At 44.1% G+C, this 13,966-nt stretch carries 11 protein-coding genes; 10 read left to right on the forward strand and 1 reads right to left on the reverse strand.

The genetic code is table 11. The features are described 5' to 3' along the window. The first annotated feature begins 1 nt into the window (after nucleotide 1). The 10 genes from HMPREF3190_RS02725 (at nucleotide 2) to HMPREF3190_RS02770 (ending at nucleotide 13,350) form a co-directional block, all read left to right on the forward strand. Entirely contained in the window at nucleotides 2–1,192 is a 1,191-nt protein-coding gene (locus HMPREF3190_RS02725) for an acyltransferase family protein (protein WP_449676062.1), read from the forward strand. A gap of 130 nt (nucleotides 1,193–1,322) precedes the next feature. Beyond that, on the forward strand, nucleotides 1,323–3,491 hold the full coding sequence (locus HMPREF3190_RS02730) for a glycosyltransferase (protein ID WP_066780114.1): 2,169 nt from the start codon (nucleotides 1,323–1,325) through the stop codon (nucleotides 3,489–3,491). A gap of 21 nt (nucleotides 3,492–3,512) precedes the next feature. Then, nucleotides 3,513–4,511, forward strand: coding sequence for a glycosyltransferase family 2 protein (locus HMPREF3190_RS02735; protein WP_066780116.1), 999 nt, complete (start codon nucleotides 3,513–3,515; stop codon nucleotides 4,509–4,511). A gap of 44 nt (nucleotides 4,512–4,555) precedes the next feature. After that, on the forward strand, nucleotides 4,556–5,620 hold the full coding sequence (locus HMPREF3190_RS02740; RefSeq protein WP_066780118.1) for a glycosyltransferase: 1,065 nt from the start codon (nucleotides 4,556–4,558) through the stop codon (nucleotides 5,618–5,620). Continuing rightward, nucleotides 5,617–6,312, forward strand: coding sequence for a glycosyltransferase family 2 protein (locus tag HMPREF3190_RS02745; RefSeq protein ID WP_066780119.1), 696 nt, complete (start codon nucleotides 5,617–5,619; stop codon nucleotides 6,310–6,312). The genes HMPREF3190_RS02740 and HMPREF3190_RS02745 overlap by 4 nt, the downstream gene beginning before the upstream one ends. 95 nt (nucleotides 6,313–6,407) lie before the next feature. Further along, nucleotides 6,408–6,818, forward strand: coding sequence for a DUF2304 domain-containing protein (locus tag HMPREF3190_RS02750; protein WP_066780120.1), 411 nt, complete (start codon nucleotides 6,408–6,410; stop codon nucleotides 6,816–6,818). 3 nt (nucleotides 6,819–6,821) lie between these two features. Continuing rightward, nucleotides 6,822–7,427 carry a GtrA family protein gene (locus tag HMPREF3190_RS02755; RefSeq protein WP_066780121.1) on the forward strand — a complete coding sequence of 202 codons (606 nt, stop codon included), beginning with the start codon at nucleotides 6,822–6,824 and terminating at the stop codon, nucleotides 7,425–7,427. 245 nt (nucleotides 7,428–7,672) lie between these two features. Next, nucleotides 7,673–10,066, forward strand: a complete 2,394-nt coding sequence (locus HMPREF3190_RS02760) for a DUF6020 family protein (RefSeq protein ID WP_066780122.1) — start codon at nucleotides 7,673–7,675, stop codon at nucleotides 10,064–10,066. Nucleotides 10,067–10,145: 79 nt separating this feature from the next. Beyond that, on the forward strand, nucleotides 10,146–11,063 hold the full coding sequence (locus HMPREF3190_RS02765) for an NAD(P)/FAD-dependent oxidoreductase (protein WP_066780124.1): 918 nt from the start codon (nucleotides 10,146–10,148) through the stop codon (nucleotides 11,061–11,063). Between the two features lie 202 nt (nucleotides 11,064–11,265). Further along, nucleotides 11,266–13,350, forward strand: coding sequence for a glutamine synthetase III (locus HMPREF3190_RS02770; RefSeq protein WP_066780126.1), 2,085 nt, complete (start codon nucleotides 11,266–11,268; stop codon nucleotides 13,348–13,350). A 288-nt stretch (nucleotides 13,351–13,638) separates the two neighbouring features. Here the strand turns inward: HMPREF3190_RS02770 and HMPREF3190_RS02775 are convergent. After that, nucleotides 13,639–13,966 (reverse strand): hypothetical protein (locus HMPREF3190_RS02775; protein WP_066780128.1); only part of this gene is annotated, 328 nt, incomplete at its 5' end.

Raw genomic sequence — 13,966 nt, forward strand, 5'->3', positions numbered from 1 at the left:
CATGAATGTAACAAGTACAGCAGCACCTACCTTTACCTATGAAGAAAAAACACCACATTATAGTTGCTCAATGCGTGAAAATACTCCTGTTCGTGGTGCAGATGACACGTCTAATTCTCATACAAGCGCCTCTTCTTCTACCAAACCGCGCATTCGCTCCATTGACATTGCAAAAGCGATTGCAATGTTTGCAATTATTTCAGGACATTTTGGCATAGTGAGCATCAATAATGTTGTCTATGGTTTTCATGTGCCGCTTTTTTTCATAGTAAGCGGCTATTTTTTTAGCACAAAGCGCGCCTTTTCTTCATCAATTGTTCAGAAATTACGCCAGCTTATGATACCGTACATGATTGTTGGACTGGTATATATTCCTGTGTTGACAGCTGTACTGCTTTTGCAGCACAGTGATAAACAAACCATCGTAGCCAACATCAGTAAAATTCCCCTTGCGTTGCTCTATGGCGCTGGAGTACCTGTTCATAGCCCTGCAGTACTACCTCAAATTGGCTTGTTATGGTTTTTACCAGCACTCTGTTTCGCGTTTCTTTTGGTGCGCATAGCTCTTGAAGCACGCCACACCGTGCTTCTCATTGTTCTCTACTTTATGATAGGTTGGATAAGCATGCTGTTTTTCCATGCGCCTTTAAGCATCCAACCTGCGCTTATGGGAACGTTTTTTATCTATATTGGATATAAAGCCCGACAATACAACCTCTTTAATAAGCGCGCTCCTCTCTGGCTCATTGTTCTTATGATGTGCTTGTGTTTAAGTTGTATATCATCAGGTATTTTCGTTAATATCGTAAACGGACAGATAAGTTTAGGGCCGCTTAGCATACTTCATGCACTGTGCTTTTCCTACCTTATTATCCGTCTATGCCAATGGATTGACCTCCACAACAACATGCTTGCCCAATTTTTGCAATGGTGCGGCAAAGGAAGCTTAGTCATGATGTGCTTTCACGGTATCTCAGACTATTGCTTTCCGGGCTACCTGCTTCAGGATTTTCTTATGAACTGGGGATTAAGTCATGCTATCGCAACGGCAATCCTTATTTTTCTAAATATGGTGTGGGCTGTTATTGGAATTATAATAGTTACTCACAGTAAGCCACTTGCGGTATTATTTTCAGCTACACGCCTAGAAAAGTTTTCACATGCTCTTTCAGTGAAACGGTTTAACGCGTAAGGCAATTTAGCTATAATGACTGTTCATAAAGCACATACGAGCACACTATAGACGCGCATACACTGTACAAGCGCTCATGTGCACCGTTTGAATACCGTGTGTGTATAACCTGAAAATGAAAGCGAGTATCATGCCCTCTATCTCTATTATTGTGCCTGTTTATAATGCAGAAAAATACTTAGAAGCATGCCTTGAAAGCCTTGAAAATCAAACCTTAAGCGATATAGAAATTATCTGTATTGATGATGGTTCAACCGACGAATCGTTCGAAATCCTTAAACGTCATGCACAAAAAGATACACGCTTGCGCTTGTATGCACAAGAAAATGCAGGTGTGTCAGCAGCACGCAACCGTGGACTCGACCTTGTTCAAGGCCGCTACGTAATGTTCGTCGATTCAGATGATATTATTGCAGCGCAAGCTTGCGAATTGCTTATGAAACAAGCGCAAAGCCATCACAGTGAAATTATAGTTTTTGCTGGTAAAACGTTCCCTACTACAAAATGGAAAGATTCCTGCTGGGCAACGCGAACCGTCCACTACAGCGCTTCAGAAAGCGTCTTTGCGCTTCTCAATGAAGCTGGCTCAATTCCTTTAATGTGTAACAAACTGTACGCAAACGCGCTCATCAAACGTACGAACGCACGCTTTAATACAAGTTTAAAGCTTGGAGAAGACCATGCATTTCAAATGAATATTTTCCCATTTGCGCATGGAATAAGTTATCTCAATGAATGCTTATACTTTTACCGCGGACACGATGAAAGTGCTGTCAATCAAGCAAATCAAGATTGGGATGAACAAGCTCGACTCCATCTTGAAATTGTAAAATATGTTATTGCAAGCTGGCAAAAGCTTAATATTATCGCAAAATATAACGAAGCGCTTTTACGCTGGGTAAGCGATTTCTTTTTTGATGCGGCACGCAAATGCTCGTTTAATACCCGCCAAGAAGTAGGCGCTGAACTCAAACAACTTTTGCATGACACATTTGATAGCGCACTTGAATCAACGCTCGATGACACGCAATGGCACAATTTACACTTCATCATTGATACGCCGAACGTACGCAACCCAAAACCACTCATTACATTTATCTATACGCGTATAGCAGATGAAAAACTTAGCAAGCACGTGCTGATGAGTGCACTCATGCAATATGAACAACGTATTGAAATTCGCATCGATAATGGATACAAAACGCCTGAACTTGCAAAACTGGTAGAGCACGATGTACGCGCTACGTTTTATGATAAAGCGCAAAGCAGCCAATTGCTTGACACTATTACCAGCCCATATGTAATTTTTGCTCAATCGAATTCTGCATATATGGAAGGTTGTGTCAATCACATCTTCGATCGTCTTCACATGATAGAATACAAAAATGAATGCGCGGAAAAAGGTGTAAAACCAACTCCTCTTGCCCGCGAGCGTTATATACGTGGTGAACACTTCTTCCCTGCTGACGTGGTGGTATTTAACGATTCTGCTAAAATTGTACGCAATGAAGATCCGTTTTTTGCACTGACGCCTAACTATCAGCTAAGCTATTCCAGCGAAAAAATTTATTCGTATGAAGCGCTCGCACCGCGTGTATACAATGTAGTATCACTTTCCCCTGAAAATAAGGCATATCATGTTGACTTTTTAAAAAAGCACCATGAGATATGGAACGCTCAACAGGAATTTTCAATGGCATATGGTGCACTGAATGTATCAGCTTGCTTGCCGTACGCTCGCGCTATTTTATTGATGGATCGAGCGCTTCTGGTAACACACAGCCTTACGATTAAACGAGCAAGTGCAGCAAGCGATTACGGTAAACGCATTACTGAGATGCTCGAGCAAACATCAACGCGCAATGATGTAGAGCAAAGCACCGACACAAGTGGCTTTTATGCAGCGCTTGGTTCGTATTTGCTTGCACTTGATGATTCAATCAATAACTATTCTATCTACGAAGAAATATTTCCTTTTATGCAAGCCTGTGCACGAAACATTCAAGCACATCTTGGGTCAACAACGTGGGAAGATAAAGACGAAATTGCTCAGTGGAACTCGCTTTGCACATTTTCATCTCAAGAGCACTTCAATACAAAATCGAATCTACATGTTAATCGCCTTACTGAAGCAAATACCGAAGCGCTCGATGAGCTAAGTGCAGCATGGGGTAACGCCGCACGTCTCGACTCAATGGTACATGAGTTCTATCATTCGATTAGCTATAAAACAGGACGTGTTGTAACGTATCCTGTACGCTATCTGTACTACAATATCCAAAAGCTCATTCGTCGATAAGAATACAAGGTGATCATTCGTATGCACGTTATTGAAAATCAAGCCCCTCAAGCACCTTATGTATCGGTTCTCGTGCCGGTATGTAATACTGCAAAATTTCTGCCTGAGTGCCTTACAAGCTTACTGAATCAATCGCTTAAAAACATTGAAATCATCTGCCTTAATGATGGATCAACCGATAATTCACTAGACATTCTTAAAAGTTTTCAAAATCGTGACGGACGTATTAGAATTGTCGATAAAGAAAATGAAGGTTACGGTGCAACCATGAACTTAGGGGTGCACCTTGCTAAAGGCGATTATATCGGTATTGTTGAATCTGACGATTACGCTCATAAGCACATGTTCAAAAAATTGTATACTTTTGCCCAGAAACATGATTGTGACATTGTTAAATGCAACTATTACGAACATAGTGAAACAGGTAATGTGCTGTGTAAGCCTTTTGCTGCATTTCCGAAAAAGCGCGTTTTTGATCCACGTGAGTACCGTGCTATTACTGGAATTCTTCCTATTATATGGGCAGCACTTTACAGGCGTTCAATGCTTCTTGATAATGCCGTTCGATTTAACGAAACACCAGGTGCGTCATTTCAAGATACGTCGTTTGTATTTCAATGCTGGGCATGTGCGCGCCGCGTAGCACTTTTGCCGAAAGGACTTATTTATTACCGTGTTGACAATGCTGCTTCCTCGGTTAAATCGTCTAAAAAAGTATGTGCCGTATGCAAAGAGTATGAAAGTTCGTATCGTTTCTTAGAAAAAGACCCAAAACGCATGGAGGCATTTCGTGAAATTATCCATGTTAACAAAATAGGAACGTACAAATGGAACTACGATCGCATTGATGCTGCGTCAAAACTTGAGTTTGCACAAGCTATGGCACGTGAGTATCGTCAAGCACGCGATAAAGGAGAATTGCAGGAGCGTCTTTTTGATCCACACGACTGGGCTTTGCTTGAACAACTCATGGAAAACCCGGAAGAATTTGTTAAAACACATCCTGAAACCATGTATTAGGAATTGCGTATTAAACTGAGCGTCTTTAACCCAAGGAGTATACCGTGTCTTGTGATCGACACTTACCGTCAACCGATACTTGCAGCACCGCTACTGCCATGCCAGATGATGCAAGTGCGCACGACAATAAGATAGAGGTATCTATCGTACTTGCTATTTATAACGTAGAGAAATTTCTTGACCAATGCCTTGCGTCACTCGAACAGCAAACACTCAAAAATATTGAGATTATCTGCGTAAATGATGGCTCAACCGACTCTTCAAAAACTATTATAGAAAACCATATGCAAAACGATAAGAGAATAACACTTATCTCAAAGAGCAATAGCGGCTATGGAGACTCAATGAACCACGGTATAGCAGCGGCACACGGGCGCTATGTTGGTATCGTTGAGCCTGATGATTGGGTTGCTCCCCACATGTTTGAAACATTATGTAAGGCAGCGCACAAGCATAACTTCCCCGACATTGTAAAAGGCTCGTATACACGCGTCATCAATGCAGACACACCAGATGAAAAGCATGTTCCTGCTATATACTATAAGCATATCGATATTGTTGATACACCTTTTACGCTTAACGAAAATGCACAGTTGTTACTGCACCATCCCAGTATTTGGTCGGCACTCTATAAGCGCAGTTTTTTGAATGAAAACGGTATTGCATTTCAACCCATTCCTGGTGCGGGCTGGGCAGATAATCCATTTTTAATGGAGACATTCGTTCAAGCAAAAAGCATTGTATATATTGATGCCATGCTTTATTTCTATCGAGAATTTAATACTGGTTCATCAAGTGTGGTAAAAGATCCTCGTATTATTTTTGAACGCTGGCTTGACATGGACGCTATTCTCAAAAAACACCACATACACGCTAAAAACATTCTGGAAGCGCATTATGCACGCGGTTGTGCGTATATACAGATGCTTGCTGATGACTTTCCTTCAAATGAAGTTGCGCGGCGTGGAATACAGCGTATGATGAAACATATCGACTACAATACCGTACTTGAATCGAATGTAATAATACAACCATTTAAAGATGCATATCAAGCACAGGTTTCACCTCTCTTACGTGCATGGTATAAAGTAAAAAGGCACCTATCATGAAAGCACTTATAATTATTCCAGCCTATAATGAAGAACGTTCTATCGAGCGTGTTGTACAAAGTGTTGTAAGCGCTGGGTATGACTATGTTGTTATTAACGATGGCTCGCGCGATAATACCGCCGCAATTTGTGAACGCGAGGGCTTTAATATTGTAAACCTCCCTGTTAACCTGGGAATTGGAGGCGCAGTTCAAACGGGGCACCGCTATGCACTCGAGCATGGATACGATGCCGATGTGCAATTCGATGGAGATGGGCAACACGATGCTACCTGTATTGCTCCTTTACTCCAGCGCCTTGAACAAGGCTACGATTTGGTTATTGGCTCACGCTTTATCTCGCAAGAAAATACCTTTAAAAGCTCAACAGCGCGTCGTGGTGGCATAGCTATTTTGCGTGCTATTTTAAAGATGGTTACTCATCAAACGATAACCGATCCAACCAGTGGCTTTCGCGCATGCGGTACACGCGCTATCGCCTTGTTTGCTGAAACCTATCCGCACGATTATCCTGAACCAGAATCGATTGCCTACGCAATTGGTTCATCGCTGCGCGTTAGTGAAGTTCCTGTTATTATGCATGAACGTCGCGAAGGAACATCATCAATTGGAATTATCGCAAGCGCATACTATATGATAAAAGTATCGCTTGCAATTATACTGACACGTGTCAGTAAAAAACGTGAGCAGTAAGTGTTCTTTAAGCGAGTGCTGCATGTGATATTGAGCACACGTATGGTATCAACAATGAACCTACTGCCCATAAAACCACCTGATAAGGAGTTAGTATGCCGCTTGTATTGCGTATCATAATGATTGCAGTCTCTTTGCTCTTTTTTACGGGAGGGCTCTATTTAATAGCACAGCGAAAATTACAGCTCAAATACTCCCTTACGTGGTTTTTCTTGCTTGCATTGATACTGATTATCGCGCTTGTCCCTGCTCCGTTTTTTGTATTGGCAGCATGGTGCGGGTTTGAAGCATCATCAAATATGCTCTTTTTTATAGGTATGTTTATTCTTATATCAATTTGTTTATCGCTCAGTGTTATAGCAAGTAAAAACGCAAATGACATTCGGAGGTTAACGCAAACAGTAGCACTCCTGAACGCGCATATACAACAGCTTGAAAACAAGCGCAATCAGATACAGACGCTCGATCACGTACGTTCAAACACCTATACCGCTCACAAGGAATAAGCTATGAGCTATACCTCTGCTTCGCAGCACAAAACAAGCCTAGAAAAAGAAAACACGAACGATACAAGCATAAGCGCAAACACAAAATCACAAATGGGCGCACCCGCACACGAGAAGGTATATGAACACGCAAAGTCGCAGGTGCAGGAACATACAACCACAAGTACTCATACAAACACGCGCACAGCCACAAGTTCACATGCCACTACAAACCCCAACACCGATATACACACGAACAACCTTGTCCAACTGTTGAAATATCTGTTTGTGGGAGGCAGTTCTGCCCTTCTTGAGCTGGTAGTGTTTAGTATTATGACATATCTTGTACACATTGATGTTTCAATAGCCGCACCGGTGTCGCTCTTGTTATCAACACTGTACAATTTTTTTATGAGCGCACGCTTCACGTTTCGCAGTACGCAACATGTATTAAAATCGGCGCTTGGTTATTGCGCATTGCTTATCGTTAATACGCTTTTTGCAAGTTTTGCAGTACAAGCACTTGTTGCACTTTCTATTGAAGCAATTATTGCCAAGCTTATTACAATGGCATGCTATACCTGCTGGAATTTTGTTTTGTACAAGCGTTTTATCTTTAAAAGCACCTAATGGTAGCTTGTGTTGCTTTGACGCACTACGTGCATGCAGCACTCAGCTATCTCATAGATACGTTATGCAACGAAATGTGTAATAATAGTGCTCGTAAAAAAGCTATGAACGTTACAAATACAGGCAGTACAAACATGCGCGTTGCAATACGTTGCAATAAAGCGTTACGAGCGTAACCACCTGTAAAATACGCTCTATGCTCACAGACACACCCGTGCAAACTGCAACAACACGATTGGACACTCATGAAGCAAAGCCACACAAAAAGCATTACAGCACGCGTGCGTATTGCGCAATTTGTACTAGCGCTTTTCATCGCATGGGGTATTCAGCTTCATTTAAATGTTATCAATCCAACGCTTACCAGCCTTAAAGTAGGAGCCTCACAAGGCTTTATCTACCAATTGGTACTGTTGCAAGAATCGCAAACGCTTCCTTTGTATTTTTTGGCAGCGCTACTTTGTGGAATGTTTTGGCTTGTTCTACAGTGGGCTTCTCTTCCCCAAAAGAACAAGCGCCATTTCATTACCTATGTGCTTGCGCTCCTGTTAGCGCTTATATTTGTAGCAGGTCTTATGTTCAGCGAACCCGCAACGCGTATGCTTATTGCACCTGGACCTGCAGCATCGGTACCTATCAGCGTCAATGATGTTGGAAAACTACGTATCGCGGTATCGTTGTGTGCGTGGTTTTTATTCTGGTGTATCGCACTACCCGTGTGTGAACAATTTCTTAAGCGTGCAGCACAGCGCTGCTTTACACAAGCGTCAAGCCAGATAGATGGTGCGTCATCAGCTTTGCATGAAAAAAAAACGCCAAAAACATTTACGGAGCAGATACATGCAACGCATACGAACACATTTCCAGCGAATGTGCCGATAGAGAACTTAAACACACCCTGTGTCGCGCAGGAAAGCACCCCAAACACTCTGCAGCCGAACACGCTAAACACTGACGCGCATACCAACGAAGCATATAAACAGCTGCGCGGCGCACAAGGCGCAAACGCAAAGGGCAACTTCACACGCTCGCTCAAGCAGCGCCTTTGCTGCTTGGAACATAAACACCCGTTCTTGACCTGCTTTTGCATACTCGTGCTGCTATGGCTTCCCTATCTTATAGTGTGCGCACCTGCAACAAGCGATCCCAACGACACGCTTAATCAATTTATCCAAGCTCAAGGGCGCATTGATCCAACACTTGAGCTTACAACACAACTCGACCCTGCGGTAACGCTCTCAAATGCGCATCCTGTTATGCACACCCTTTTTCTTAATGCCTTTTTAACGCTGGGAGCGTATCTTGGTTCACAAAACTACGGCTTATTGCTTATTGCGCTTGTACAACTTGGCGTGTGGGCAGCAAGTATTTCCTATGTAATGCTTCTTGCAAAACGCTTGCAGTTTCGTTTTGCTATTCGCGCAGTTCTGGTGGCATTCTTTGGACTTATGCCGCTATTCCCTTTATGGATAGTAAATGTTACGAAAGATTCGCTGTTCAGTGCCACTACCCTTCTATTTTGTGCACTGTTAACGCGCGTTGTACTAAGCACGTTCGGTGTGCACAACAACATGCGCACCCAAGGTAGTGAACACGTTTGCACGCATGCACCGATGTCAAAGTCACGATCAGAAGCAACAGACACGAATGTCGGGTCAGCAGAAACACGTGACACTGCACTAAAAACGCACGTTTCATACTTCTTCGAGGCGCCAAAAATACGTGTGCTAATAGGCTTGTTTGCATGTGCACTTGTTATGTCACTCTTGCGCAACAACGGTATTTTTGCCGTAGCGTTTGCGTTTATTGCAACGCTTATCTGCGCGCGGAAAACACCTATCTTTAAAGGTCTGCTCGTAAGTTTGGGTGTGTGTATGCTGTGCTATGGTGCGTTTATCAGTGTTGTTTTGCCTGCTGCACATATAAGCCCAGGATCGCCACGTGAAACCATGTCACTTATATTTGAGCAGGTTGGGCGTGTTGCTGTATGCTATCCAAGCGATATAAGTGAAAACGACAAACGCATACTGCGCGCTATATTCGATTTCGATAAGCTTGAACAAACGTATCAAGGTGAACAAGCTGATGACATGAAATGGACGTACAACAAGTACGCAAGCGCGCATGAACGAGCTGAGTTTTTTAATCTGTGGGTTCGCTGGGGCTTACAACACCCCCTTACCTATGCGTTAGCACAAGCGCAGCTTAGCTATGCGTATTTTTATCCTGGTGTAGATCGTTCATGGGTATGGCCATCACTGGCAGAATTTGGAACACGGTATGGCCTGCGACCGTATACTATTCTTGACTACTACCATGAACAGGGGCTACGTGTATCCCAGCCCGCGTTTTTCGCACCTGCGCGCCAAGCCTTAGTTGCACTTTACAACTGCGGCAAAACAAGCCCACTAGCGCTTTTATGCAACATGGGTTTTGCGAGCATTGTAACACTCATCCTTGCAAGCATGGTTCTTATCAATAAAAAGCAGCGTGCTCTTATCTGCTTTATGCCAAGTATGACGCTTTTGCTTGTATTTCTTATGACGCCAATAAATGGGTCTATTCGCTATGCTCTTGGTGTTGTTGTGTGTTATCCCCTGCTGATGCTGCTCACATTAGCACTGGTGCGTGACGAGTAATTTAGATCATTTATTCATCATCGCATACAAAACGGACGTATAATATATACAACAACAGCAATGCTGAAGGGAGAGCATTATGAGCAACGAACAAAATTTTGATGTTATTGTTATTGGAGCAGGTCCAGCAGGTGTGAGTGCTGCTGTATATGCCGCATCACGTGGTTTGCGCGTAGCCGTTATTGAAAAGAAGCGCGTTGGCGGTATGATCGCAAACGTTTCAACTGTTACCCACTACGCCAGTGTTGAAGCTGACGAAACAGGAAAAGAATTCGCTCGCCGCCTATCCGAGCAGCTTAACTCAACGCATCCAACGTTTATTACCAGCGCTGTATGTACAGCAGAACTTGCAGGTTCTACCAAACATATTCATTGTGAAAATGGCGAAACATATAGTGCGCCGCGCATCATTATTGCAGCAGGTATGCAAAAGCGCGCGCTTGATATTCCTGGCAGCGAGCTTATTGGCGCACAGCTCTTTGAAGCAGCTCCTACGCTTACCGGCAAACATGTCTACATTGTAGGCGGAGCTGACGGTGCTATTAAAGAAGCTTTATTTGCAGCGCGTTTTGCTAAGCACGTAAGTATCGTGTGTATTGAAGAAGAGCTTGCTTGCATCGCACAATTCAAAAAACCTGCGCTTGAAGCAGATAACATCGATGTGATTCCTGCATCAAGCATTGTTGCGCTTCACGGATCGAACGGCTCAATTAGCAGCGTTGATATTCAATCGTTGCATGATAACAAGATCACCACACATGAAGAAAGCAATGCAGCAGTATTTGTTTTTGCAGGTGCCACGCCTAATACCGCGCTCTTTAACGATCAACTTACGCTGCAAAACAACTTTATTGTTGTAAACGACAATATGGAAACGAACGTGAAAGGTGTGTGGGCGGCAGGCGATATTCGCGTAAAAGATGTGCGCCAAGTAGCAACCGCAGTAGCAGATGGTGCTATAGCAGGGATTAAAGCTGCAGCATACAGCGTTGCATAGCATGCTAAAGAGCACATAATCAACGTGCACACCTGTGCTCCATTGTAGCTTACCGAGATATGTTTCGTGCATATCTCGGTTTTTTTGCTTAATTCGCATATTTTTACGTTCCAGAAACCACAGCACTGAACAAAAATCTACAATAATGCTATCGAATGATATAAGGTCTTTTTACGTTGCGCTCAAGGAAAGGAATCGACAGATGTCTGAACATCTTCATCCATTTGGCTCATTGGTATTTGACAAACGTACGATGCGTGAGTGGCTCCCCTCAACAACCTACAAGCAGCTTATGAAAACCATCGATAATGGTGAACCGCTGAATTTGGAAGTTGCGCAAGTTGTTGCTCATGCCATGAAAGAGTGGGCAATTCAGAAGGGCGCGACGCATTTTACGCATTGGTTTCAGCCGCTCAGTGGTGTTACGTCAGAAAAACATGACGCATTTTTGTGGCCGCAGGCAGAAGGTGGAGCACTAACACGCTTTTCAGGCTCGGAGCTTATCCAGGGAGAACCCGATGCGTCAAGCTTTCCATCAGGCGGTTTACGCGCAACCTTTGAAGCGCGTGGCTATACAGCGTGGGATCCTACCAGCTATGCATTCATCAAAGACGAAGTATTATGCATCCCTACAGCATTTTGCAGCTATAACGGCGAAGCACTCGATAAGAAAACGCCGCTGTTGCGCTCGATGCATGCACTTGAAAAACAAGCAAAACGCGTGTTGGCGCTCTTTGGTGAAACGCCACAGCGGATTTTGTGCACTGTTGGCGCTGAGCAGGAGTTTTTCCTAATTTCTGAAAAAGATTATGCATCGCGTGAAGACTTAGTGCTGTGCGGTCGAACCTTGTTTGGTGCGCCAGCGTGTAAAGGCCAAGAACTGGAAGAGCACTATTTTGGCGCCATTCGCCCTACCGTCAATGCGTTTATGAAGGAACTTGACGATGAGCTGTGGGCGCTTGGCATTGCTGCGCACACGAAGCATAATGAAGTTGCACCAGCTCAACACGAACTTGCGCCCGTTTACACCAACGCAAACCGCGCTATCGATGAAAACTTACTGACAATGGAAAAAATGCGTCTGTTGGCTTCGCATCACGGACTTGCGTGCTTGCTTCACGAAAAGCCTTTTGAAGGCATCAACGGATCGGGCAAGCACAACAATTGGTCGATGAGCGCCGATGGCACAAACTTGCTTGATCCAGGCGAAAATCCACGCGCCAACTTGCGCTTCCTTGTTATTTTGTGCGCGATTGTTGAAGCAGTTGACACCTATCAAGAGTTGCTGCGCATGTCTATCGCATCGGCAGGAAACGATCATCGTTTGGGCGCACATGAAGCACCGCCAGCGATTGTATCTATCTTCTTAGGAAGCGAATTAGGCGGTATTGTTGATGCACTCATTCATGGCAAGGAATTCAAAACTGCAGGTCAGATTGCAATGGACTTGGGTGTTGAAGTGTTGCCTCGCTTCATGAAAGACAACACCGACCGCAACCGAACGAGCCCCTTTGCTTTTACCGGCAACAAGTTTGAATTTAGAATGCCAGGCTCAAGCACTAACTTATCGGATGCTACGATGGTGCTCAATACCGCAGTTGCAAAAAGCTTGAAAACCTTTGCCGACGCTCTTGAAGGTGTTGCACCTGATCAATTTGAACAAGCTGCCATTTCATATATTAAGTCGTCATTTACAACGCACGCGAATATTATCTTTAACGGCAATGGATACGCAGCTCAATGGGAAAAAGAGGCACAGGCGCGCGGGCTTTCGAACAAGAAAACGGCGGCGGATGCCTTTAGTGCGTATGTCAGCGATGAAGCGCTGAAGCTGTTTGAAGAAATGGAAGTTTTGCATGAGACAGAAGTGCGTTCGCGCTATGAAGTGAAGCTTGAGAAATACAACAAACTGTTAAGTATTGAGTGCTCAGTAATGGAGCGCATGGCACAGCGTACGTATATTCCTGCCGTGGATCGCTACTTAGGCGATGTAGCACGACGCATCAAAAACATGGCAAGGATTTCACTAAAATGCAACACCGATCTAGCGCTTGCTAAACGCTTAGCGAAGGGCATTGATGCGGCAGCGGCGGCGTTGCACGATCTGCAAGAAAAACATGAACACGCACAAAGTATAGAGGATCAGCAAGAACGCGCACTGTACTACGCGTATGACGTACAAGCGGCTATGCACGCGCTACGCAGTGCAATCGATTCGCTTGAAGTAATTACCAGCAGAGATTACTGGCCCTGCCCGTCATACAATAACTTGCTGTTCTACGTGTAATTGCGTGCACACTGTGTGCTTTCCATGGCTTAGTATGCAGCAGCTTGAGTGCGGTAGCTTGTGTTTAATAGCTTGAGCTCGACGGATTAAGCACGGCAGCTTTAATTCGCCGGGTTGAGTCTGGGAATGCAAACGTGCCAGATTGAGGAAGCCATCAGGTGCAAATGCGGCACGCATCTGCAAATACCGTTCATTGTGTTCATGCTGAAAACACCATGCGCTTGAAATCGTATTTCAAGCGCATGGTTGTATAATGCAGAGCAGTGTAACAGTTATATGCTGTTTTATCTATGATTCAATTTGAGATTTGTACTGGCGATATTCGCGCAAAAATGCGTCTTTATCAAAATCATGGAGTGCCATAGCATCATCAAACGTAACACATTCAGTGATTGGGTTAGAAAGCGAGAACGGCAGGCCTTTTGACACCAGGAACTTGCCTAAGCTAGGCTCGGCGCTTACAATCTCGTGCATGGATTTTTGCTCGTTGATAAGGCGCATGAGTGCGTCAATGCTTGCCGCAGCGGGTGCTTCGGCACGTGTGTTGTCGGAAGCGTCATCAGAAACACTAACACCTTCATGAGTGGAAGCCGCATCAGAAGCCACATTAGAAACA

The sequence above is a fragment of the Umbribacter vaginalis genome (genome assembly GCA_001552935.1).
GTDB classification, from domain to species: domain Bacteria; phylum Actinomycetota; class Coriobacteriia; order Coriobacteriales; family Eggerthellaceae; genus Berryella; species Berryella vaginalis.